The following is a 22,141-nucleotide window of genomic DNA, read 5'->3' as shown; positions in this document are numbered from 1 at the left end:
CACGCCATGCACCATCGGCAACATAGATATAATACGCAGTACCCGATTGAGCTGCGCACCGCCACCGGACCGGAAAAGGCCCAGGTGGTCGACGTCAATAATACAGGGGCCCGGATCGAAGGTCTGTGTGGTGCCCGACGCGGCGACAAACTGCAGCTCAATATCCTGAGCTTGCGGGTGGATGCCGTGGTGCAATGGGTCGCAGGCGGGCGTGCAGGCATCGTCTTTCGGCCACAGATCACCAACGATCAGGTCGATACGCTGCGCTATCGCCGTGACGGCCGCAAAACGGACAATCGCGGCGTCGGCTTTGGCTTTGCGGAAATGCGCTAGTCCTCGGGGGTTTCAGGGTCCTCAATCAGATACCGCTGAAGCCCGGCTATCTGCACCCACAAAAAGACGAACAGCACCACAGGAAACGCGAACGTCTCAAGCTTGACCCACAGATCCGTCGATTGCGTGCGCCAAATCACCTCGTTTGCGACGGCCAGCGCGGCAAACATACCCGTCAGGCGGCGGGTGAAAATCATCCACCCCTCTGGCTGCATCGGCAAAAATTCTTCCATCACCAGCCGCAGATAGCTTTGTCCACGCAACAACCCGATACCAAGCAAAGCCGCCATGAACCCATAAACAATCGTGGTTTTTGCCTTAAAAAACCGCTCATCATTGAAATACGCCGTCAGGCCACCAAAGAAGATGACCATGAACGCGGTAAACATCTGCATCCGGCTCAGCTTGCCGGTCAGCAGCCACAGCAGCCCCATCGCCACCAGCAGGATCGGCACAAAGACCAAAGCCGCGACGATGAATCCGCTGTAATCGGTCCCGGAAATGGTGAACGTGTCCCCTTTGATCCGCATATAGATCAGGAAGAACGCCACTGTCGGGCCTAATTCAAGCACCTGTTTCAGCACCGGATTAATCGTTTTTTCAGCCATGACTGTCCCCCTAGCCCCCCATTTCCACAATCACGGCGCCCAGCGCAACCAGTGCCATCAAAAACAAACGGCGCGGACCCACTTTTTCGCCCAGGATAAACCAGCCGATCAGCGCCGCAAACACGGTCGAGGTTTCGCGCAATACCGCCGCTTCGCCCACCTTGTCCAGCCGCGTGGCCAACATCACCCCGCCAAAGCTGACCCATGCAATCAACGCCCCCGCGATGCCCCGCCACATCAGCGGCGCCAGCACCGGCGGGGTAACCATCCGGCGATAGCGTAACACCGCCAGAATCGGGAAATCCAAAGCCGTGACAACGAAAAACCAGGCCAGAAATGTGAACGGGTCCGGCGACTGCCGAATACCATAGGCGTCATATGTCGTATATAGCGCGACCAGCACACCACCCGCCACCGCCCACATCAACCCCAGTTTCAGGGCAGGCAGGTCAATCACCTCTTCCGACAGGTTACGCAGCGCCAACATCAAAATCCCCCCCGACAGGCAGGCGACCCCCAGCCATTGCACAGGGGTGAAATGCTCGCCGAAAAACACCGTTGCCGCGATCACCGTCACCAGCGGCCCAGTGCCACGGACCACCGGGTAAACCACTGTATACGCAGCCTTTTCATAGGCCATCGCCATCGTGACCTTATAGGCGAAATGCACCGCAATCGCGCCCACAAGGATCAGGGCCGTCGTCAGATTTGGCCAAGGCACCACAAACAACGCAATCGGCGCCGACAAAATCGCCAGCCAGCCGTCAATCGCCCCGCGCGTCAGCCACGGGTCATAGCGCCCCTTCTGCAGCGCGCCAAATACCGCATGTGCCAAGGCCGACATCAACGCCAGCATCGTGGCCAGACGCGCCCCCTCGGGCGTGCCGGCAATTGACACAATCCATTCCCCCATCAGTCAACCGCGCCATATGCGCAGGTCAGACAAGCGTTCAATTCTCCAACCCGACAAGCGCGGCTGCGAATTCCTCGGGATCAAATGGCGCCAGATCGTCGATCTGTTCGCCCACACCAATCGCATGGATCGGCAGGCCAAATTTATCGGCCAACGCCACCAGCACTCCGCCCTTGGCCGTGCCGTCCAGCTTCGTCATCACAAGGCCGGACACATCGGCAAGTTCCTGAAACACCTTCACCTGTTGCAGCGCGTTTTGTCCCGTCGTCGCGTCCAGAACCAACAGCGTGTTATGCGGGGCGTCGGGGTCCTTCTTGCGGATCACGCGCACGATCTTGGTCAGTTCTTCCATCAGATCGGCACGGTTCTGCAACCGGCCCGCGGTGTCGATCATCAACAGATCCGCGCCATCGGCCTGTGCCTGCGTCATTGCGTCAAACGCAAGGCTGGCCGGGTCCGACCCTTCGGGGGCCGTCAGAACCGGCACCCCGGCCCGTTCGCCCCAGACCTGCAACTGTTCGACCGCCGCCGCACGGAACGTGTCGCCCGCCGCAATCACCACATTTTTACCTGCCGCGCGGAACTGACTGGCCAGTTTGCCGATCGTCGTGGTCTTGCCCGACCCATTCACCCCCACGACCAGAACCACCTGCGGTTTCTTGGCATAAAGCGGCATGGGCCGTGCCACCGGCTCCATGATCCGGGTGACCTCATCGGCCAGTAACTGCTTGATCTCGTTCACTGACAGCTTCTTGCCCAGTCGGCCTTCGGCCATATTCGCAGTGACGCGCAACGCGGTATCCACGCCCATGTCGGCGCTGATCAACAGCTCTTCCAACTGCTCCAGCATGGCATCGTCCAGCGCACGGCGGACAACATCGGCATCATCGGCACCCCCAAAAAGACGGCCTATAATACCCTTCTTTTCAACAGGTTGCGTATCTTCCACGGCCTCTGGCGGCGGCGCGGAAACCGGGGCTGCGTCCTGCACCACGACCGGCGCCTGCGTCTCTTGGGGCGGTGCGTCCTGCGCCACCCCATCGCCGATGATCGCGTCCAGACCCTCGTCGATTTTCGAGGACGACCGCAGCATCCGGTCCTTGAGCTTTTTGAAAAACGACATCGGCGCGCCTTTGGATCATTACCTCAAATGACCTAATCCCTGTCAGACCAATTGAAAAGCCCAGTCAGATTTCATCGCTGAAATGCTGCATCACCAGCTTGATCGGGTTCGGCGCCGCCTGCCCCAGACCGCAAATGCTGGCATCGGCCATCGCGGTGCACAGATCATCCAGCAACGGTCGATCCCAGGTCTTTGCCTGCATCAGCTTTACCGCCTTTTCGCAGCCAACACGGCACGGCGTGCATTGCCCGCACGATTCGTCTTCAAAGAAACGCAGCATATTCAACGCCGCATCGCGCGCGCGGTCCTTGTCCGACAGCACAACCACAGCCGCCGACCCGATGAATGTGCCCAGCGGCTGCAAGGTGTCAAAATCCAGCGGCACATCGTGAATTGACGCCGGCAACAGCCCCGATGACGGCCCGCCGGGTTGATAGGCCTTGAACACATGGCCTGCCGCCATGCCGCCAGCCGCCGCGATCACGTCCAAAATCGTGGACCCCGCAGGCAGCAAATACACCCCCGGCTGCGCCACCCGGCCCGACACCGAATAGGACCGCAGCCCCCTGCGCCCGTTCTTTTCGGCGGCATTCAGAACCTCTGGCCCCTCGCGGCACACCCGCGCAACCCACAGCAGCGTTTCCACGTTATGCACCAGCGTCGGTCGGCCAAAAATACCCACTTGCGCGACGAAAGGCGGGCGATGACGCGGAATACCGCGTTTGCCCTCAATGCTTTCGATCATCGCGGATTCCTCGCCGCAGATATAGGCTCCCGCACCGCGCCGCAGATCAATATAACCTGCGGCGACGATCCCCGCATCTTCCAAGGCGCGGATTTCGCGGCGCAAAATCTCCAATACCGCCGGGTATTCGTCGCGCATGTAGATAAAACACGTCTCGGCCGCGACCGCCCATGCGGCAATCAGCATCCCCTCAAGGAACAGATGCGGCGTGCGTTCCAGATGATAGCGGTCCTTGAACGTCCCCGGCTCGCCCTCGTCCCCGTTTACGGCCAGATAACGCGGGCCTGCATTGCCGCGGACAAAGCCCCATTTCTTGCCCGACGGAAACCCGGCACCGCCAAGCCCGCGCAGACCCGATGCCAGAACCGTGTCCTGCACCGCCGCCCAATCACCAGTCGCGCGCAGCGATTTCAGCGTGTCGTAGCCGCCCGTCGCCGCATAGGCAGCAAACGCTTGGTAGTCCGGCACATGCGCGTGGGTATCCCCCGCCGCAATCGCCGCTGCGACCTTTGTCAAAGTCGCGTGATCAACGTGGTTATGGCCCAATTCGACCACCGGTGCCGTATCACACCGCCCCATGCACGGCGCGCGCACGACACGGACTTTTGCGGGGTCCATCCCATCGGTCAGCGCCGCCTGCAACTGCTGTGCGCCCGCCAGTTCGCACGACAACGAATCGCATACCCGTATTGTCAGCGCGGGCGGCACCGGCTCTCCTTCTTTTACCACGTCAAAATGCGCGTAAAAGGTTGCGACTTCATAAACCTCGGCCTGTGACATGCGCATTTCTTCGGCCAATGCACGCAGATGCGCGGCGGACAGGCAGCCGAACTGATCCTGCACCAAATGCAGAAACTCGATCAACAAATCACGGCGGCGCGGTCTGTCGCCCAAAAGCGCCTTGACCTGTTCCCAAGCGACATCATCCAGCTGACGCCCTTTGGGCGTATGGCGCCCCTTGCCCTTGCCGGTTTTCCAAACGCCTTTGCGCGTATCAAGTGCCATCACGCCATTCCCATGCCAAATCACGGGCAACATACCGCCGCCGCCCGCCCCGAACCACGCAAAAGCGACCCCATAAGCCACCAAACCGTTCCTTGGTGCATTTAATCCTGCCCAACCGGGAAACCCGTGTTAACTATCCGAAACATGACGACCCAAATGCGCCTTTTCACGATCGCAACGCTCGCGCCTGTGGGCCTGATCGCCGTGGGCGCAGTGCAGGGCGGCGTCTGGATCGCGCTTGCCGTTCTATACCTGACCGCGTTCACCGGCGCGCTGGACCGGATGGTCCGGCACATCCCGCCCGACAGCGCATTCCCGTCAGGCGACACGCTTGCCGTGACATTGGCCATCGCCCACTTTGGTCTGCTGGTGTTGTCCGTGGCCGCATTGGCGGGGCACGCCCTGACGCCCGTGGAAAAAACCGGCCTTTTCTTTGCAGCGGGGTTGTTTTTCGGGCAGGTCAGCAACGCCAATGCCCATGAACTGATCCACCGGGGGGCCCGACCGCTGCACCGGCTGGGGATGTGGGTCTATATTACATTGCTGTTCGGGCATCACACCTCGGCGCATGTGCTGGTGCATCACCGCCATGTCGCCACCCCGGCAGACCCCAATACATCGCGGCGCGGCGAAAGCTTTTATCGCTTTGCGCTGCGGGCGTGGGTCGGTTCGTTCCGCAAGGGCTACACCGCCGAGGCCGCGCGCCTGCGCCGCATCAAGCGTGCCGCATGGCATACCCCCTATGTGATCTACATCGGCGGTGCGGCTTTGTTGCTGCTGGGCGCATACATGACCGGTGGCAGGCGCGCCCTGATCGCGTATGTCGCGCTTGCGGGTTACGCGCAGATGCAACTGCTGCTGTCCGATTACGTCCAGCATTACGGTCTGATGCGCGGCACGGGCGCAGACGGCAAACCGCACCCCGTCGGCCCCCGACACAGCTGGAACAGCCCGCATTGGTTTTCATCTGCGCTGCTGCTGAACGCGACCCGACATTCCGACCATCACGCCCACCCCGCACGGCCCTATCCCGCGCTGACCCTGCCAAAGGACGCCCCGATGCTGCCAAGACCCCTGCCGCTGATGGCCGGTATCGCGCTGATCCCGCCCCTGTGGCGGCGGATCATGGACCCCTGCGCGGCCCGGTGGCGTGATGCGTAGTTTGCTTGTTTGCCTGGCACTGGCCACCCCCGCCACCGCCCAGGACATCATGAGCGCGGCGGAATTTGACGCCCATGTCAGCGGGCGCACAATCACATTCGGCACATCACAAAACCCATCCTACGGCATCGAACGGTATCTGCCCGGACGCCGCGTGATGTGGTCGGCCTTTGATGGGACCTGCAAATATGGCATTTGGTTCGAAAGCAAAGGCAGCATCTGCTTTCGCTACGACGGCGACCCCGAACATAAATGCTGGGTGATGTTCAATGACCCAGACGGGATGCGCGGCGTCTATATGACCCGGCCAAATAACACCGTCATCTACGAAATCCCCGACCGCGAAGACCCGTTGATCTGCAACGACCTGTCGTCATAGGCGGGCCGCGCTATTTCACCGACACGCGGCCATCGGCAAATTCGATCTCGAGCCGGGCGGCGTTTTCAGCCGCAGCGACACAGGTGACCACGGCACCATCGCCACGCACCACCGCATAGCCCCGTTTGAGCGTTTCGACATAGCCCAAGGTCTCGTGCAGCCGATCAAGCGCGTCAAGCCTGGCCACCCGTTCGGCCTGCTGGCGCGACGCGCGATCTGACAGACGGCGCAACAAGACGTCCAACCGCTCGCTCTGCCGGGCGACCCGGTCCTGCAAGACCTCCGCGCGCAACCCCCGGCCCGCCCGTTCCAGCGCCGCAGCACCATCGCGTGACCTGCGTTGCAATGCAGGCACCAGACGGCCCGCCAAAGCGTCCAACCGCCGCCGATCCTCGGCCACGCGGCGTGACAATATCCCCGGACGCAACGCCGCCTCGGACAGTTGCAATTGCTTGCGCGCCGCCGCCGTGCGCAACGCAACCGGCAACCGTTCGCCCAGATAATCCAGCCGTTGCCGGGGGCCTTCGACCAATGTCTCGACCTGTGGCAGGGCGCGACCCAAATCGCGCACGCGCTGCCGGCGCTGCTGCACCCCGGTCGACAAGGCCCGGCTTAACCGTGCGCCCTGCTGGTCCACCCAAGCCAGCAATTCCATCCGCACCGGCACGGCCAGCTCTGCCGCAGCCGTGGGCGTCGGCGCGCGCATATCGGACACGAAATCAATCAGCGTGGTGTCCGTCTCGTGGCCCACCGCCGATATCAGCGGAATCTCCGACGCGGCCGCCGCGCGCGCGACAATCTCTTCGTTGAACCCCCACAGATCCTCGAGCGATCCACCGCCGCGCGCCACGATCAACAAATCCGGGCGCGGCAACGCCCCGCCGGGTGTCAGCCGGTTAAACCCGGCAATCGCGGCGGCCACGTCGGGCGCACATTTCTGCCCCTGCACGGCCACGGGCCAGACCAGAACCTTGCGCGGGAACCGATCCCGCAGCCGGTGCAGGATATCGCGGATCACAGCCCCCGAAGGCGACGTGATGACGCCGATAATCTCGGGCAGATACGGCAGCGGCTTTTTGCGCTCGGGGGCAAAAAGCCCCTCGGCGGCCAGCGCGGCCTTGCGCTTTTCCAGCATCGCCATCAGCGCGCCCGCACCCGCAGGCACGATATCCTCGATCACCATCTGATATTTCGACTGACCGGGGAATGTGGTCAGCTTGCCCGTGGCAATCACCTCCATCCCCTCTTCGGGCCGATGCGCCAGCCCCTGCGCACGGCCTTTCCAGATCACCGCCGACAGGACAGATCGGTCATCTTTCAGGTCCAGATACAGATGCCCCGAACCCGGGCGCGACACGCGGCCCACCTCGCCGCGCACCCGGACATGGGAAAATCCGCCCTCAATCGCCTTCTTCACCGCGCCTGAAATCTCGGACACGGTAAATTCCGGCGTGTTGTCAACGGGGGTAGCGTCGTCAAAAAGGTCCATGGACTGCCCTTGTGGTCTATCGCGTGCAACCTTAGAACGCCCCCAACCAAAGGCCAAGCGGGGACGTGATGAACATTTTGATCTTAGGCAGCGGTGGGCGTGAACATAGCCTTGCATGGGCCATCAAACAGAACCCGAAATGCGACCGGCTGATCGTCGCACCCGGTAACGCAGGCATTGCGGCCATCGCCGAATGTGCGGACATCAATATCCTCGATGGCGATGCCGTCGCCACATTCGCCGAAGAAAACGCGGTTGATTTCGTGATCATCGGCCCCGAAGCCCCGCTTGCCGCCGGTGTCGCGGACCGTTTGCGCGCGGCAGGCCTGCTGGTGTTTGGCCCCTCGGCTGCCGCAGCCCAGCTCGAGGCCTCGAAATCCTTTACCAAGGCACTGTGCGCCGCCGCGAATGCGCCCACCGCAGGCTACGCGCATTTCACCGATGCCGAGGCCGCGCGCGCCTATATCCGCGCACAGGGCGCGCCCATCGTGGTCAAGGCCGACGGTCTGGCCGCAGGCAAAGGCGTCATCGTCGCAATGACACTGGACGAAGCGCTTGCCGCCATCGACGACATGTTCGACGGCAGCTTTGGCGACGCGGGTGCCGAGGTGGTGATCGAAGAATTCATGGAGGGCGAAGAAGCATCGTTCTTTCTGCTTTGCGACGGGAAAACCGTGCTGCCCATCGGCACCGCCCAGGATCACAAACGCGCCTTCGATGGCGACACCGGGCCGAACACCGGCGGCATGGGCGCCTATTCCCCGGCCCCCGTGATGACCGATGCGATCACCCAAAAGGCGATCACTGAAATCGTCCAGCCGACGATGGATGAAATGGCCCGTCGCGGCACGCCGTTTCAGGGGGTGCTGTTCACCGGCCTGATGATCAAGAACGGGCAACCCCGGCTGGTTGAATATAACGTCCGCTTTGGCGATCCCGAATGTCAGGTTCTGATGATGCGGCTGGGCGGGCAAATCCTCGACCTGCTACAGGCCTGCGCCGAACAGCGGCTGGATGAGGTGCAGGTGAACTGGGCCGATGACCACGCGCTGACCATCGTGATGGCCGCCAACGGCTATCCCGGTGCCTACACAAACGGGTCCGTGATCAATGGCCTGCACCAGCAACCCGAAAATAGCTTTCACATGGTGTTCCACGCAGGCACGGCGGAAAAGGACGGGCAGATCATCGCCACCGGCGGCCGCGTTCTTGGGATGACGGCCCGTGGCGCGACCTTGGAAGAAGCCCACGAAAAAGCCTATGCCATGGCCCAGACGGTCGATTGGCCGGGCGGGTTCTATCGGTCTGACATCGGCTGGCGGGCGCTGTGACATGGGGCAACCGCGCGCGTTGCCACCTGTGATTGATGTGGCGCTGATTGGCGATTCCCATGCCAATATCCTGCGCCAATATCTGGCCCCGCGCCTGCGCTTTGCCGCCAGTATGGTTGCGCCGTCCAAGCATTTCGCCGGACAGTTCTGCACCATCGCCGATGACCGGCTGCACATCGCCCAAGGCGACCTGCTGTCGATCTTTCCGCGCCTTGACGGGCCGCGCCGCGATGCGATGTTGAACGCCCGCGCGCGGCTGGACACCCAGCTACAGGCGATCATCGCGGGTCGGGGGCCAATCGTGTCCACGCTGGGATCGGCGACGCATCGCTTTTACCGCACGCATGCCGCTGGCTTTCGCACCCAAGATCAGGCCGCGCCGCAATATTCGGGGAAAATGCTGCGCGCGTTGCTTGGCTCTTTTTGCGCCCCCTACCTTGATTTCCACCGCCACCTCGTGACATCAGGCCGCACGGTGGTCTTTGTGCCTGCGCCCGCGCGGATACCGGATGAACACCCGGCGCCGTGGCTGGCCTATGACGGCTATATGCACGCCGAAATGACGCGGATGGGTGTCACCGTCCTAGACACGCATGGCGATACATGCGACGAAACCGGCACGCTGCGCGCGGATTTTGCGGCGGATGATGTGCTGCACGGGAACGACACATGGAACGCCCTGGTGATCAACAAACTCGCGCAGGTCTTGCCCGAAATGGCCATCGGCCAAGACCGCAGCTAAAGCGCCATCTGCGGCGGATTATGGCACTTGGATGCTGGCCAGATATTCCGTCAACGCCAGCACACGCGCATTGACATAGCGCTCCGTGGCCAGCGGTGAAAAGTTCCCATCATCCGACTCCGTTACCCTTTGGCGAAAACGGTTGCCCCAGATTGGCATATCTCTGGTGCCGTGCGCGCTTGCCGTGTCGGTGCCGACGATGATGTCGTATACCGCAGCCACCGGGAACACGCCGCCGTTATTCTGTTGCAGAACGGTCAGGTCCGGGGGGACCGCGCCGGACAGGAAATCGGTCACCGGACCGTCGCCTTTACCCGATGCGCCGTGGCACGCAACACAGCTGTTTTGATACTCGAACTCGCCGAACGACATGCCCTGCGATTGGGCCGCCGTTGCTGAGGCCATGACTGTCATGGCCGCGATGAATGCCGGACTGATCCTGCGCATCACATGGTCCTCCCTCACTTGGTTAACTTGCCTCCGAGGGTAGCCCACAGGCGGCGCTGGCGAATTGACATGCCTCAATCCGGCCACGTCAGGCGCGGCTAATCTGACGGCACATCACCCAAGGGCACGACCTTCCCAATGGCCACCAGACATGTAGATGATCGTCCAAAACAAAAAACCGCACCCTTTCAGGCGCGGCTTTCATTGGACGTTCAGACGCAGTGCCTACGCAGCGCGGCCGATCAGAACAGATGTGATCTCGTGACCTGCGGCGGTCTCGCCATCGCCGGAAACGGCGGCGAATTCACGGGTCAGACGCTCCAACGCGGCCTCGTAAAGCTGCCGCTCGGAATAGCTCTGCTCGCGCTGGTCATTCTGACGGTGGAGGTCGCGGACCACCTCGGCAATGGCGATCAGATCGCCCGAGTTGATCTTTTGCTCGTACTCTTGCGCCCGGCGCGACCACATGGCCTTTTTGACCTTGGCCTTGCCACGCAGCGTCTTCATCGCATGGGCCACCACATCGGGTGTCGCCAGCGCGCGCATGCCTACATCCGTGGCCTTATGCGTCGGGACGCGCAGGGTCATTTTGTCCTTCTCAAACGAGATCACAAAAAGCTCCAGCTCGAACCCGGCGACTTCTTGCTTCTCAATCGAGATTATCTTGCCAACGCCGTGTGCTGGATACACAACAAACTCGTTGGGGCTAAAATCGTTTTTCTTCTTGCTCATGATGGTCCTTCCATGGCGACCCACACATATACCCGACACAAAAACCGCCGGTGACATGATGTCTCCGTCGGAAAACTCGGGTCGGCACAATGGATCAATTTATTCGCGGCATTGGCGTCACCATACCACAAAACTGGTCGTTCTGGAAGCATGGCGCAACATACGCCATAATCCCATAAAAACAGGCGTTTCGCCCCCGTGGCGCAGGGCGGAGCCGCGAATCAGCCGCCCTCGCCTGCGGCTTCGGAAAACAGCTCCATCTTGCCGTCCTTGCCGTCCATCTCCTCTGCCGTGGGCAGCGGGTCTTTCTTGGTGATGATCACAGGCCACATTTCGGAATACTTGCGGTTGAATTCAACCCACTTCTCCATGTCCGGCTCGGTGTCCGGGCGGATTGCATCGGCGGGGCATTCAGGTTCGCAGACGCCGCAGTCGATACATTCGTCGGGATGGATCACCAGCATGTTTTCACCCTCGTAGAAACAATCCACAGGGCATACCTCGACGCAGTCGGTGTATTTACAGGCGATACAATTGTCGTTGACGATATAGGTCATAAGGCGTCTTTCGAAGGGACTTCGCCTGACTTGCTAGAATAGACGCCAGCGTCATTCAAGGTCGAAAGACCCGTCGCCCGCACGGTGCGTCATCATATCCCGCCGATCCTTCTTTGTCGGGCGGCCTTTCCTGTCAGACCCCGGATTATAGGGACGGCGTTCCACCACAGGTGACATATCCGCGTATAACGTCTGCGCCTCGGGTGCCGGGCCGCGCCGCACGCCGCACGCAATGATCCGCACGACCTTGGTTTCGGTCGCCTGCACGAACGTCAAAACGTCACCAGCGCCGACCGCGCGGGCCGGTTTGCTGACCAATTGGCCATTCATCCGGACCTTGCCCGCAGACACCACCCCGGCGGCCAGGCTGCGCGATTTGAAAAACCGCGCCTGCCACAGCCATTTATCCAGCCGAATCGTTTGCCGGGGGGCGTCGGTCAACCCTTGTTGAACCCCGCCAACGCGGCGGCGAATGGGTTATCGGGATCAATCTGCTTTTCACGCTTGGGCTTGGCCGCAAAGGTCTGCGGCTTGTCATCACCACGCTGTTGCGGCTTGCCGCGCGGCTTTGGCTTGCCCTTGCTGCGGGGTTTATCCGACACTGCGGGCCGCGCCGCGCGGGGCGCACGCCCACCCCAGGTAAAGGTGTAATACGCCTCCATCTCGGGTGTGTCGGGTATTTCCTGCGGCACATCGACGGGCGTTTCAGACGGCGGATCGGCCGGCGTTTCCTGCGGCGCTTCCGCAGGTGTTTCAGACGGCGCGTCATCGGGCATTTCTTCGGGGGCCGGGGGCGGTGTCTCGGCTGGCGGACGGGCCGCTTTGATCTTTGCCCGCTCGGCCTTTTCAGCCTTATAGCCCAGACCGGCCATTAGATCGGCGAACTGATCCAGCGTCATGCCCGTGATCGACAGCATATCTGCGTTCGCTTCAAAACCACCACGGCTGTCTTTGTCGCGCAGCATGTCGGCCAGCCGTTCCAGCATATCAATCCGGATCGCACGATCACCGGCAGCACGGTAGCCCGCCATGGCATAATAGCCCGGCACCGCATCTTTGGCGGCGGGCACCGTTACCAGACCGGGGGGCGGGCTTTCGGGGAATTCCTGCAAGCCTTTGGCCAACGACCAAAGCACCAGCCGCAACCGGGTCGGCGCAGGCTTGAGCACCAGAGGCAAAAAGATCGTGAACTGACCAAAGCGGATGCCATGCTTGCGCAATGCGCCGCGCGCCTCTTGATCCAGCGCCTTGACCTCGTCAGCCACATCGCCACGCGGCAGGATGCCAAAACTTTCGGCCATCCGAAACGCAAAGCCCTTGGCGGCACCTGTCAGCGTCTCATCATTCTTCAGCGCCAAAAGCGGCTCGAACCCCGCCGCGACCTTGCGGTCGATGAAATGTTGCAGACGCCGTTGCACCTTGGCTGTCACATCGGGGCCGGCCTCTTCGTCGACAAACGCCTCGATGCCCGGCTTGAACGGATCAGACCCGGCAACCAGTTTGCCAACCGCCTGATCGCCCCACATCAGGCCACCTTGTTCGGTAAAATCAATCTCGGGATCGGGCGCGTTATAAAACCGATCGGCGCGCAGATGGAACTGCGGCACCAACGCCTGAAATGAGGCCTGACGCAATGTCTTGGCCTCGTCCGGACTGCCCGCTTTATCCATACGGAAGCGAAACCCTTCTAACCGTCCGACGAATTCGCCCTCGACAGTCACTTCACCCTTTTCGTTCACGTCAGCCAAAAGGCTCTCCTTCTGTTTGAGCCGGCGAAGCAGAATGCTTGTCCGCCGGTCCACAAATCTTTGTGTCAACGCGCCATGTAGCGCATCCGATAATCGGTCTTCTACAGCGCGCGTCTCATCACGCCAATGAGATTCGTCAATCAACCACCCGTTGCGCTGCGCAACATACGTCCACGTGCGGATGTAAGCGAGCCTTTTTGACAGCGTATCAATGTCCCCATCAATGCGGTCAATACGGCGCACCTGCAATCCGAACCAATTGGCCGAAACATGCCCAAGCTGGTGCAGGTCATTGAAAATCTGCGTCAGCAGGCTGGCATGCTCACCTTTGCTTATACCACGAAAATCGGGAATTCGGCAAACGTCCCACAGCAATTTGACCGATGGGCCGTCCGTGGCCCGCGCCGCGACCTCCGCATCGGCGGACAGCGCCTTGAGCGCGGCAAGGTCATCGCTCTCGCGCACGCGGGTCAGCCATGGGTCGTCGGTGCGCGTTTCCAATGTCTGGATCAGCCGCTTGACCGACCCGAACTGTAACCGGCTGTTGCGCCACTGCAACTTGGCCACGGGCCGGAACTGATGGTTGCAGATCGCCTCGGCCACCGCATCATCCAACGGCGGTGCCTCGCCGGTGACGCCAAACGTCCCGTTTTCCATATAGCGCCCGGCGCGGCCCGCGATCTGCGCCAATTCATCGGGCTGCAAATGGCGCATCCGGCGACCGTCAAATTTGGTCAGCGATGAAAACGCGACATGCGAAATGTCCAGATTAAGGCCCATGCCAATCGCATCCGTCGCCACCAGATAATCGACATCGCCATTTTGATACATCTCGACCTGCGCGTTGCGGGTGCGCGGCGACAGCGCGCCCATCACCACCGCGGCACCGCCCTTTGTACGGCGCAGCAGCTCTGCGATGGCATAGACATTTTCAACCGAAAATCCCACGATAGCGGCCCGCGCGGGCATCCTGCTTATCTTTTTCGAACCTGAATAGCTAAGCTGCGACATCCGCTCCCGGCGCATGAACTGCGCATCGGGTATCAGCGTCGCAATCGCGCCGCGCATCGTCTCGGCCCCCAGAAACAGCGTCTCGTGCAGGCCGCGCGCGTGCATCAAACGGTCGGTAAACACATGCCCGCGCTCTGGATCGGCGCAAAGCTGAATTTCATCCACCGCCAGAAAATCACAGCCCATCCCCTCGGGCATCGCCTCGACCGTGCAGACCCAGAACGCGGCGCGCGGCGGCACGATTCGTTCTTCCCCCGTGATCAGCGCCACGACCCCCGGCCCGCGAATGGCAACAATCCGGTCATATACCTCGCGCGCCAACAGGCGCAGCGGCAGGCCGATCACGCCCGTGCGGTACGACAGCATCCGCGTGATCGCGTAATGCGTTTTGCCGGTGTTCGTCGGGCCAAGAACGGCCGTAATCCGGGAAGGCTTCATATCATTCCCCGATTGGGGCCAAGACGCTAAAGCGCCTGACCCGCGCGCTGTGACAGCAGATTATTCACCGCATCTTGCGTTTCCGCCGACTGCGGGTTGATCGCGAGGATCATCCGATAAAGCGACAGCGCATCATCGGGGCGCTGCAACTCTTCCATCAGCAAAGCCAAGGCGCGGATCGCCTCGAAATGCCGCGGGTTTTGACGCAACGCCGTGCTGATATCATCCAAAGCGGGGCCAACAAGCCCCAACGCATAATAGGCCGTCGCGCGTCCGTAATAGGCTTGGGTGAACTCCGGCGCGTGATCTACCAGCGCCGAGAAATGTTCAACCGCGATATCTGCCGCGCCCTCATCCAGGGCATCCTGGCCCCGGCGCAACAACAAATCCATCGCGGGCGACCCGCTCTTTTCCCACTGGGCGACGATACGGCTTTCGATGCGCGGATAACTCGCCTCATCCGCCTCAAGCAGCTCTTGATAAAGCGTGTCCAGCGTGGCTTGTTGCGCAAAAGCAGGTAAGGAAACCCCTACTACCAGCACAAGTGCCGTAACGATACATTTGAAGCGATGTGTCTGCTTGCTCATAACCCTAATGTAGCGCACTGCGCGGCCAGCACCAGTGGCCTTGCCGCCACTTTAATAAAGAAGGACAAAATACATGAGCGAAGTCGTAAACGAAGCCGTCGCCGCCCTGAATGCCAAAATGAACGGCGTCGGGTTTGACGGAAGCGCAAAGTTTATAATCGAAGACGAAGGCGCGATCATCATTGATGCAAATGGCGCCCACGCCGGCGACGAAGACGCAGACGTGTCCCTGACCGCCAGCACCGAAACCTTCAAGGCGATCCTGGACGGAGAGATGAACCCGACCACCGCGTTCATGACTGGCAAGCTTTCCGTCGAAGGTGACATGGGCCAAGCCATGAAGCTGGCCGGCGTCCTATCCTAAGACATGGAAACCGCACCATTTTTTGACGATATCGTGCAGGGGCCGGTTGGTGGCGCCGCCCATTGGCTGAAAACCGCCGATGGAGTGCGCATCCGCGTGGGTCACTGGAACCGGGCCGATGCCAAAGGCACGGTGGTCATCTTTCCCGGTCGCACCGAATATGTCGAAAAATATGGCCCGACCGCGCAGGGGCTGCATGATCGCGGCTATGCCACCCTCGCCATCGACTGGCGCGGGCAAGGGATCGCGGATCGCTTGACGCCGAACCGCGCCATCGGCCATGTCAGCCGTTTCGCCGATTATCAAAATGACGTGTCCGTCGTCATGACCCACCTTGCCGCACTTGGTCTGCCCAAACCGTATTTCATGATCGGCCATTCGATGGGCGGCTGCATCGGCCTGCGATCACTGATGCACGGGATCGACATTCAGGCGGCCATGTTTTCGGCGCCGATGTGGGGTATCTTGATGTCCGCCCACCTGCGTCCATTCGCATGGGGCCTGTCGTCGCTCAGCCGAACCCTGGGCTTTGATCAGGCGCTTGCGCCGGGGCAATCGGAACAATCCTATGTGCTGCGCACTGATTTTGCCGCCAATATGCTGACCACGGATCAACCGATGTTCGACGTTATGCGCGCCCAATTGAATGCGCATCCTGATTTGGGTCTTGGCGGCCCTTCGCTGCGCTGGCTGAACACATCCTTGCGTGAAATGCAGCGGCTGAGCCTGCGGCCCACGCCGCACGTCCCCTGCCTGACCTTTCTGGGTGGCCAAGAGGCGATTGTCGATCCCCGGCGCATCCGCAACCGCATGGCCAACTGGCCCGCCGGCACGCTGCGCGTGATCGACAGCGGCCTGCACGAGATGCTGATGGATACGCCTGCCGTCCGCACCTTGCTGCTCGATGAAACGGTCGCCTATTTTGACGCCCATCGGTAGCGCACAAACCTTAACGACCGGTTCACATATCCACCGCACGCCGCGTTCACGGGCCATATGACGGCGAAACGTACGTACAGGGTCTGTACGGCTTTCACACGGGTTCCTTATCGCCATTTGCCGCGAAAGCCCCCGCATTAACAGATGATTTCCGCCCTGCGGCGCGGCAGTCCAGGGCGGACCCACCGCGCGTTGCGTGACCCCGCCGCAGACCACGCTATCATTACCGCCATGACCGATATTCTGACCTTCACAGATCGCGGCATCTACTGCCCCGCAGGCGATTTCTACATCGACCCATGGCGCCCGGTTGACCGCGCATTGATCACCCATGCCCACAGCGACCACGCCCGCCCCGGCATGGGGTCGTATTTGGCCACCGATGGCACCGCTCCGGTGATGAAACACCGACTTGGCAATATCCGCGTAGATACCGTAACATACGGAAGTGAAACGCAAATTGGCGACGCGCGTGTGTCGTTCCATCCCGCCGGCCACGTCCCCGGTTCGGCGCAGATCCGGGTCGAAGTCAAAGGTCAGGTCTGGGTCGTGTCGGGCGATTACAAGACGGTCGCCGATGGTCTTTCCACGCCGTTCGCACCCGTTAAATGTCATGCCTTTATTACCGAATGCACCTTTGGCCTGCCGGTCTTTTCATGGACCCCCCAAGCGATTCTGACAGGTCAGATCAATGATTGGTGGGCGGCCAATGCCGCCGCCGGGCGCACGTCGATCCTTGGTACCTACGCCTTGGGCAAGGCGCAACGCCTGCTGCGCCTTCTGAACCCCGACATCGGCCCGATCCTGACCCACGCCGCCATTGAAAACACCAACGAAGTTATTCGAAATCAAGGTGTTACTCTGCCTCAAACAATTCGTGTCACTGCGGAGACAAACGCCAAAAATCACCCCGGCGCCTTGGTTTTAGCAACCCCAAGCGCCGTCGACAGCACATGGGCGCGCCGCTTTGGCCCCGCCTCCACTGCGTTCGCCAGCGGCTGGATGGCTCTGCGCGGCGTGCGGCGCAGACGTGCTGCCGACCGGGGTTTCATCGTCTCGGATCACGCCGACTGGGACGGCCTGAACATGGCCATAAAAGCCACCGGCGCGACCAAAATATTTGCCACACACGGCTACACCGCAACCTTCCGGCGCTGGCTGTGCGAACAGGGTTATGACGCCCATGTCGGCAGCACCGACTATCAGGGTGAAGGCTTTGATAACCCAAAGGAAATCGAAGAATGAAAGACTTCGCCGCCCTCTTTGCCCACATCGACGAAAGCACGAAAACGACCGTCAAGATTGCCGCCCTCGCTGACTATTTCGGCACTGCGCCGCTTGATGACCGGCTCTGGACGATCGCGCTTTTTACGGGCCGCCGCCCCAAGCGAACCATCACCGCCACACGCCTGCGCGAATGGGCCGCCGAGGTGGCAAACCTGCCCGATTGGCTGTTCGCGGAAAGCTACAGCATCGTCGGTGACTTGGCTGAGACGATCGCGCTGGTCCTGCCGCCCCCGACCCAAACCACAGAAATCCCGCTTTCCCATTGGATTAATTACATAAAATATCTTTCAACACTGGACGATGCGGCGCGAAAAACCGGTATTCTGCAAGCATGGGACAGCCTGCCCACGACCCAGCGTTTCTTGTTCACCAAGCTGCTGACCGGCGGTTTCCGCATCGGCGTCAGCGCCAAGCTGATCACCCGTGCCCTTGCCCAATCCACCGGCCAGCCCGAGCCGCGATTGGCCCATAAATTGATGGGCAACTGGACCCCCGACACGGCCACCTGGGACAGCCTGATCGTGGCCGATGATCCCACCGCAGACCTGTCGCGCCCCTACCCTTTTTATTTGGCATATCAACTGGATAGCCTTGATGACCTGGGCCAGCCGGATGACTGGAATGCCGAACGGAAATGGGATGGTATCCGGGGCCAGCTGATCATCCGGGGGGGCGAACAGCACCTGTGGTCCCGTGGCGAAGACCTGATGACAGACCGTTTTCCCGAACTCGCGCGGCTCCGGGATGACCTGCCCGACGGGACCGTGATCGACGGTGAAATCCTTGCCTACAAGGACGAAAAACCACTGTCTTTCAATGCCCTGCAAAAACGGATCGGGCGCAAGACAGTGCCCGGAAAGCTGCTGGTCGATGCGCCCGCAATCCTGATGGCCTATGATATTCTGGAACACGATGGTCAGGACATCCGCGCGCTACCCTTCACTGACCGGCGCAAGCTCTTGAAAACGCTGACGGATCAATCGCCCGAAGGTGCGCCCCTTCGCCTGTCGGCGTCGCTCGCCTTTGCCAATTGGGACGACCTGCGCAATGCCCGCGCCCAGTCGCGCGCGGTCGGCGCCGAAGGCCTGATGTTGAAGCGCCGGAAAAGCCCATATCTTGCGGGCCGCAAACGGGGCGATTGGTGGAAATGGAAGATCGACCCGCTGACCATCGACGCCGTGCTGATCTATGCCCAGGCCGGTCACGGCAGACGGGCCAATCTGTTCACCGACTACACGTTCGCCGTGCGTGACGGTGAAAACTTTGTCCCATTTACAAAGGCTTATTCCGGACTGACCGATGCAGAGTTTCGCGAAATCACCGCCTGGGTCCGCAAGAACACATTGCAGCGATTCGGCCCCGTCCGGCAGGTCCCGCCCGTGCATGTCTTTGAAATCGCGTTCGAGGGGCTCCAGCCAAGTCCGCGGCATAAATCCGGCGTTGCCCTGCGTTTCCCGCGTATGTTGCGCTGGCGCCGCGACAAACCCGTGCACGAAGCGAATACCTTGGCCGATCTGCAAGAAATGCTGGCCACATTCGGCTGACGCACGGGTCAAGCCTTTCAACCTGCCATTCCAATACCTATGCTATGTGAAACAGATGATTAGAGGTAACAAATGCACTTCCCCCAACCCGTTTTCGACGTCACCACAAGCGGCGGCAAAAGCCTTGGCAATCTGCCCGAATGGGACCTGACAGACCTTTACGCCAGCACGGACTGCGCGGAACTGGCGCGCGATCTGACGTGGCTGGAAACGGAATGTGTCGACTTTGCCAAAACCTATGAAGGCAAACTTGCGACATTGGATGCCGCAGGTCTTTTGGGCGCTGTGCTGCGCTATGAACAAATCGACGTGATCGCCGGGCGCATCATGTCCTATGCCGGCTTGCGCTACTATCAGATGACGACCGACAGCGAGCGCGCCAAATTCATGGCAGACTGTCAGGATGAAGTCACCGACTTCACCACGCCGCTGGTGTTTTATGGGCTGGAATTCAACCGGTTGGACGATACACACCTTGCCGGTCTGCTGGCCGCCAATGCCGATCTTGCCCGCTATAAACCGGTCTTTGACCGGATGCGCGCGATGAAGCCGCACCAATTATCAGACGAGTTGGAAAAGTTCCTACACGACCAATCCACAGTGGGTGCCGCCGCGTGGAACCGCCTGTTTGACGAAACCATGGCGGGTCTGGAATTCGAGGTGGATGGCGACACACTTGGCCTTGAAGCAACGCTGAACCTGCTGACCGAACAGGACAGATCCACGCGCGAGTCCGCGACCCGTGCGCTCGCTGAGGTTTTTCAAAACAAAATCAAGCTCTTTGCCCGCGTCCATAACACGCTGGCCAAAGAAAAGGAGATCGAAGATCGCTGGCGCAAAATGCCGACCCCGCAAACCGGCCGACATCTGGCAAACCATGTCGAGCCAGAGGTGGTCGAGGCATTGCGCAACGCCGTCGTTGCCGCCTACCCCCGCCTGTCGCACCGTTATTATGCCCTGAAAGCCAAATGGTTAGGCCTTGACCGGATGCAGGTCTGGGACCGCAACGCGCCACTGCCAATGGAAATCACCCGCACCGTCGGTTGGGAAGAGGCGACAGATACCGTCCTGTCTGCCTATGCCGATTTCGACCCCGAGATGGCCGCGATTGCCAAGCCGTTCTTTACCAAGGGCTGGATTGACGCCGCCGTGAAACCCGGCAAGGCTCCCGGTGCCTTTGCCCACCCGACCGTCACGCCCGTGCACCCCTACGTGATGCTGAACTACCTTGGCAAACCGCGTGACGTCATGACGCTGGCGCATGAATTGGGCCACGGCGTGCATCAGGTTCTTGCCGCTGAACAGGGCGAACTGCTCAGCTCGACCCCGCTGACACTGGCCGAAACGGCGTCGGTCTTTGGGGAAATGCTGACCTTCCGCAAACTGCTTGGAGGGGCCAAAACCAAACAAGAACGCAAGGTCCTGCTGGCCGGCAAAGTCGAAGACATGATCAACACGGTCGTGCGCCAAATCGCGTTTTACGACTTTGAATGTAAACTCCACGCCGCCCGTGGCGAAGGTGAGCTGACGCCCGATGACATCAACGCACTATGGATGTCGGTGCAGGCGGAATCGCTGGGCGATGTGTTTGATTTTGCAGACGGATATGAAACCTTCTGGGCCTATATTCCACACTTTGTCCACTCGCCGTTCTACGTCTATGCCTATGCATTTGGCGACGGTCTGGTGAACGCGCTTTATGCCGTCTACGAAGAAGGCGATCCGGATTTCCGCGCAAAGTACTTTGACATGTTGCGCGCGGGTGGGTCCAAACACCACAAAGAACTTCTTGCCCCCTTTGGTCTGGACGCGTCAGACCCCAAATTCTGGGACAAGGGTCTGTCGATGATCGAAGGCTTCATTGATGAACTGGAAGCGATGGAGGATTGACCATACCGGTCAGCCTGACACCCCTGTCACCTGCCTTGGCCCATTCGCTGCGGCAGGTGACGGTGGCCCCCGATCAGGTGGTTTTCTCGGGCCAGCCCGCAGCATTCATATATCTGAATGATCCCGCGATAGACATACATGTGATGCGCTATGGCGATCAGGTCGCTGGCATGTTCCGGATTGATCGCGCTTATCATACCCACTACCCGTTTGCAGATCCGGCCACCTTTGGCCTGCGGACATTTCTGGTCGATCAAACGCTACAGGGGCGCGGGATTGCCACGGCAACGCTGCGTTTGCTGCAGGCCTATCTGCGCGATCACTACCGCGACGCCAATGCGATCTACCTGACCGTCAACCTGCGCAACCCGGTCGCGCGCAAGGTCTACCTTGATGGCGGGTTTCATGACACCGCTCAGCAATGGCAGCACGGCCCCGCAGGCCCGCAACATATCCTGAAACTAGATCTTGGCGTCTAATCCAGCTCGGTCCACGGCCACGGCTTCACCTCGCTGGCACCCGTCTGATAGCGGGCTGCCTTGGCCATCCAGACCCCCATGGTCGTGCCAAACTCGGCCAGACTTTCATTGGGTTCGCGCTTGTTCAGCAACATAATCAGGAACTGGGCAACGGTCATGATCCCCAGCAGCGTGCTTGCCATGCTCAACAACACCCCGATGATCAGCATATGGATCAGCCGCAGCCACATGCTTTCGAAATCGGGCGGCGCATCCGCGTTGGGCGTTGTTTCGTTATCTTGTGCCATCG

Annotated in this window: 23 protein-coding genes; 11 read left to right on the top strand and 12 right to left on the bottom strand. The window is 60.7% G+C overall.

From position 1 onward, the window contains the following. Positions 1–6: 6 nt before the first annotated feature. Positions 7–333, top strand: a complete 327-nt coding sequence (locus QZ196_RS03550; RefSeq protein ID WP_296423953.1) for a PilZ domain-containing protein — start codon at positions 7–9, stop codon at positions 331–333. Here the strand turns inward: QZ196_RS03550 and QZ196_RS03545 are convergent. From QZ196_RS03545 to QZ196_RS03530, 4 genes are all read right to left on the bottom strand, one after another. Further along, on the bottom strand, positions 330–941 hold the full coding sequence (locus tag QZ196_RS03545; protein WP_296423950.1) for an inner membrane-spanning protein YciB: 612 nt from the start codon (positions 939–941) through the stop codon (positions 330–332). The two genes, QZ196_RS03550 and QZ196_RS03545, sit on opposite strands and share 4 nt — an antisense overlap. A gap of 10 nt (positions 942–951) precedes the next feature. Further along, the gene (locus QZ196_RS03540) at positions 952–1,854 is read right to left on the bottom strand and encodes a DMT family transporter (protein ID WP_296423947.1); all 903 of its coding nucleotides are present in this window, start codon (positions 1,852–1,854) and stop codon (positions 952–954) included. Between the two features lie 37 nt (positions 1,855–1,891). Continuing rightward, positions 1,892–2,977, bottom strand: coding sequence for a signal recognition particle-docking protein FtsY (gene ftsY, locus QZ196_RS03535; RefSeq protein ID WP_296423945.1), 1,086 nt, complete (start codon positions 2,975–2,977; stop codon positions 1,892–1,894). A 64-nt stretch (positions 2,978–3,041) separates the two neighbouring features. Further along, complete coding sequence (locus QZ196_RS03530; RefSeq protein ID WP_296424050.1) at positions 3,042–4,727, bottom strand: NAD(P)H-dependent oxidoreductase subunit E; 1,686 nt, start codon at positions 4,725–4,727, stop codon at positions 3,042–3,044. A gap of 156 nt (positions 4,728–4,883) precedes the next feature. Here QZ196_RS03530 and QZ196_RS03525 point away from each other — a divergent pair, with 156 nt between their 5' ends. Both QZ196_RS03525 and QZ196_RS03520 read left to right on the top strand, forming a co-directional pair. After that, positions 4,884–5,888, top strand: coding sequence for an alkane 1-monooxygenase (locus QZ196_RS03525; RefSeq protein ID WP_296423943.1), 1,005 nt, complete (start codon positions 4,884–4,886; stop codon positions 5,886–5,888). Then, complete coding sequence (locus QZ196_RS03520; protein WP_296423942.1) at positions 5,881–6,267, top strand: hypothetical protein; 387 nt, start codon at positions 5,881–5,883, stop codon at positions 6,265–6,267. Before QZ196_RS03525 ends, QZ196_RS03520 begins: the two co-directional genes overlap by 8 nt. A gap of 10 nt (positions 6,268–6,277) precedes the next feature. Here QZ196_RS03520 and xseA read toward each other — a convergent pair whose 3' ends face one another. Beyond that, positions 6,278–7,756, bottom strand: a complete 1,479-nt coding sequence (gene xseA / locus QZ196_RS03515) for an exodeoxyribonuclease VII large subunit (RefSeq protein WP_296423940.1) — start codon at positions 7,754–7,756, stop codon at positions 6,278–6,280. 68 nt (positions 7,757–7,824) lie between these two features. Between xseA and purD the strand changes: the two genes are divergently transcribed. Next, the gene (gene purD / locus QZ196_RS03510) at positions 7,825–9,087 is read left to right on the top strand and encodes a phosphoribosylamine--glycine ligase (protein WP_296423937.1); all 1,263 of its coding nucleotides are present in this window, start codon (positions 7,825–7,827) and stop codon (positions 9,085–9,087) included. Beyond that, complete coding sequence (locus tag QZ196_RS03505; protein WP_296424056.1) at positions 9,017–9,829, top strand: hypothetical protein; 813 nt, start codon at positions 9,017–9,019, stop codon at positions 9,827–9,829. Before purD ends, QZ196_RS03505 begins: the two co-directional genes overlap by 71 nt. 18 nt (positions 9,830–9,847) lie before the next feature. Here QZ196_RS03505 and QZ196_RS03500 read toward each other — a convergent pair whose 3' ends face one another. The 6 genes from QZ196_RS03500 to QZ196_RS03475 form a co-directional block, all read right to left on the bottom strand. After that, positions 9,848–10,276 (bottom strand): cytochrome c, encoded by a 429-nt coding sequence (locus tag QZ196_RS03500; RefSeq protein WP_296423936.1) that lies wholly within the window; start codon positions 10,274–10,276, stop codon positions 9,848–9,850. Between the two features lie 225 nt (positions 10,277–10,501). Then, positions 10,502–11,008, bottom strand: coding sequence for a CarD family transcriptional regulator (locus QZ196_RS03495; RefSeq protein ID WP_296423934.1), 507 nt, complete (start codon positions 11,006–11,008; stop codon positions 10,502–10,504). A 221-nt stretch (positions 11,009–11,229) separates the two neighbouring features. Continuing rightward, positions 11,230–11,565 (bottom strand): ferredoxin FdxA, encoded by a 336-nt coding sequence (gene fdxA, locus QZ196_RS03490; RefSeq protein WP_296423932.1) that lies wholly within the window; start codon positions 11,563–11,565, stop codon positions 11,230–11,232. 51 nt (positions 11,566–11,616) lie between these two features. Next, positions 11,617–12,006, bottom strand: a complete 390-nt coding sequence (locus tag QZ196_RS03485) for an RNA-binding S4 domain-containing protein (protein WP_296423930.1) — start codon at positions 12,004–12,006, stop codon at positions 11,617–11,619. After that, positions 12,003–14,762, bottom strand: a complete 2,760-nt coding sequence (locus QZ196_RS03480; protein ID WP_296423928.1) for a helicase-related protein — start codon at positions 14,760–14,762, stop codon at positions 12,003–12,005. The genes QZ196_RS03485 and QZ196_RS03480 overlap by 4 nt, the downstream gene beginning before the upstream one ends. A 26-nt stretch (positions 14,763–14,788) precedes the next feature. Continuing rightward, on the bottom strand, positions 14,789–15,349 hold the full coding sequence (locus QZ196_RS03475; protein ID WP_296423926.1) for a tetratricopeptide repeat protein: 561 nt from the start codon (positions 15,347–15,349) through the stop codon (positions 14,789–14,791). 73 nt (positions 15,350–15,422) lie between these two features. Between QZ196_RS03475 and QZ196_RS03470 the strand changes: the two genes are divergently transcribed. From QZ196_RS03470 to QZ196_RS03445, 6 genes are all read left to right on the top strand, one after another. Then, positions 15,423–15,713 carry an SCP2 sterol-binding domain-containing protein gene (locus tag QZ196_RS03470; RefSeq protein WP_296423924.1) on the top strand — a complete coding sequence of 97 codons (291 nt, stop codon included), beginning with the start codon at positions 15,423–15,425 and terminating at the stop codon, positions 15,711–15,713. 3 nt (positions 15,714–15,716) lie between these two features. Beyond that, complete coding sequence (locus QZ196_RS03465) at positions 15,717–16,652, top strand: alpha/beta hydrolase (RefSeq protein WP_296423922.1); 936 nt, start codon at positions 15,717–15,719, stop codon at positions 16,650–16,652. Positions 16,653–16,883: 231 nt separating this feature from the next. Beyond that, the gene (locus QZ196_RS03460) at positions 16,884–17,897 is read left to right on the top strand and encodes a ligase-associated DNA damage response exonuclease (protein WP_296424048.1); all 1,014 of its coding nucleotides are present in this window, start codon (positions 16,884–16,886) and stop codon (positions 17,895–17,897) included. Continuing rightward, positions 17,894–19,483, top strand: coding sequence for an ATP-dependent DNA ligase (locus tag QZ196_RS03455; protein ID WP_296423920.1), 1,590 nt, complete (start codon positions 17,894–17,896; stop codon positions 19,481–19,483). Before QZ196_RS03460 ends, QZ196_RS03455 begins: the two co-directional genes overlap by 4 nt. 72 nt (positions 19,484–19,555) lie before the next feature. Further along, on the top strand, positions 19,556–21,373 hold the full coding sequence (locus QZ196_RS03450) for a M3 family oligoendopeptidase (protein ID WP_296423917.1): 1,818 nt from the start codon (positions 19,556–19,558) through the stop codon (positions 21,371–21,373). After that, on the top strand, positions 21,370–21,852 hold the full coding sequence (locus QZ196_RS03445; protein ID WP_296423915.1) for a GNAT family N-acetyltransferase: 483 nt from the start codon (positions 21,370–21,372) through the stop codon (positions 21,850–21,852). Before QZ196_RS03450 ends, QZ196_RS03445 begins: the two co-directional genes overlap by 4 nt. Here QZ196_RS03445 and QZ196_RS03440 read toward each other — a convergent pair. Continuing rightward, complete coding sequence (locus QZ196_RS03440; protein WP_296423913.1) at positions 21,849–22,139, bottom strand: DUF4389 domain-containing protein; 291 nt, start codon at positions 22,137–22,139, stop codon at positions 21,849–21,851. The genes QZ196_RS03445 and QZ196_RS03440 overlap by 4 nt on opposite strands. Positions 22,140–22,141: the final 2 nt, after the last annotated feature.

It is taken from the genome of Yoonia sp., from assembly GCF_017854565.1.
GTDB lineage: Bacteria > Pseudomonadota > Alphaproteobacteria > Rhodobacterales > Rhodobacteraceae > Yoonia.
Note: the sequence above shows the minus strand (reverse complement) of the source record. Positions and strands in the feature narration are given on the sequence as shown.

What these genes read in the sequence shown, in the direction of transcription:
- QZ196_RS03550 (WP_296423953.1), top strand. Translation starts at nt 7, where the DNA reads ATGCACCATCGGCAACATAGATATAATACGCAGTACCCGATTGAGCTG.
- QZ196_RS03545 (WP_296423950.1), bottom strand. Translation starts at nt 941, where the DNA reads ATGGCTGAAAAAACGATTAATCCGGTGCTGAAACAGGTGCTTGAATTA.
- QZ196_RS03540 (WP_296423947.1), bottom strand. Translation starts at nt 1,854, where the DNA reads ATGGGGGAATGGATTGTGTCAATTGCCGGCACGCCCGAGGGGGCGCGT.
- ftsY (WP_296423945.1), bottom strand. Translation starts at nt 2,977, where the DNA reads ATGTCGTTTTTCAAAAAGCTCAAGGACCGGATGCTGCGGTCGTCCTCG.
- QZ196_RS03530 (WP_296424050.1), bottom strand. Translation starts at nt 4,727, where the DNA reads ATGGCACTTGATACGCGCAAAGGCGTTTGGAAAACCGGCAAGGGCAAG.
- QZ196_RS03525 (WP_296423943.1), top strand. Translation starts at nt 4,884, where the DNA reads ATGCGCCTTTTCACGATCGCAACGCTCGCGCCTGTGGGCCTGATCGCC.
- QZ196_RS03520 (WP_296423942.1), top strand. Translation starts at nt 5,881, where the DNA reads ATGCGTAGTTTGCTTGTTTGCCTGGCACTGGCCACCCCCGCCACCGCC.
- xseA (WP_296423940.1), bottom strand. Translation starts at nt 7,756, where the DNA reads ATGGACCTTTTTGACGACGCTACCCCCGTTGACAACACGCCGGAATTT.
- purD (WP_296423937.1), top strand. Translation starts at nt 7,825, where the DNA reads ATGAACATTTTGATCTTAGGCAGCGGTGGGCGTGAACATAGCCTTGCA.
- QZ196_RS03505 (WP_296424056.1), top strand. Translation starts at nt 9,017, where the DNA reads ATGCCATGGCCCAGACGGTCGATTGGCCGGGCGGGTTCTATCGGTCTG.
- QZ196_RS03500 (WP_296423936.1), bottom strand. Translation starts at nt 10,276, where the DNA reads ATGCGCAGGATCAGTCCGGCATTCATCGCGGCCATGACAGTCATGGCC.
- QZ196_RS03495 (WP_296423934.1), bottom strand. Translation starts at nt 11,008, where the DNA reads ATGAGCAAGAAGAAAAACGATTTTAGCCCCAACGAGTTTGTTGTGTAT.
- fdxA (WP_296423932.1), bottom strand. Translation starts at nt 11,565, where the DNA reads ATGACCTATATCGTCAACGACAATTGTATCGCCTGTAAATACACCGAC.
- QZ196_RS03480 (WP_296423928.1), bottom strand. Translation starts at nt 14,762, where the DNA reads ATGAAGCCTTCCCGGATTACGGCCGTTCTTGGCCCGACGAACACCGGC.
- QZ196_RS03475 (WP_296423926.1), bottom strand. Translation starts at nt 15,349, where the DNA reads ATGAGCAAGCAGACACATCGCTTCAAATGTATCGTTACGGCACTTGTG.
- QZ196_RS03470 (WP_296423924.1), top strand. Translation starts at nt 15,423, where the DNA reads ATGAGCGAAGTCGTAAACGAAGCCGTCGCCGCCCTGAATGCCAAAATG.
- QZ196_RS03465 (WP_296423922.1), top strand. Translation starts at nt 15,717, where the DNA reads ATGGAAACCGCACCATTTTTTGACGATATCGTGCAGGGGCCGGTTGGT.
- QZ196_RS03460 (WP_296424048.1), top strand. Translation starts at nt 16,884, where the DNA reads ATGACCGATATTCTGACCTTCACAGATCGCGGCATCTACTGCCCCGCA.
- QZ196_RS03455 (WP_296423920.1), top strand. Translation starts at nt 17,894, where the DNA reads ATGAAAGACTTCGCCGCCCTCTTTGCCCACATCGACGAAAGCACGAAA.
- QZ196_RS03450 (WP_296423917.1), top strand. Translation starts at nt 19,556, where the DNA reads ATGCACTTCCCCCAACCCGTTTTCGACGTCACCACAAGCGGCGGCAAA.
- QZ196_RS03440 (WP_296423913.1), bottom strand. Translation starts at nt 22,139, where the DNA reads ATGGCACAAGATAACGAAACAACGCCCAACGCGGATGCGCCGCCCGAT.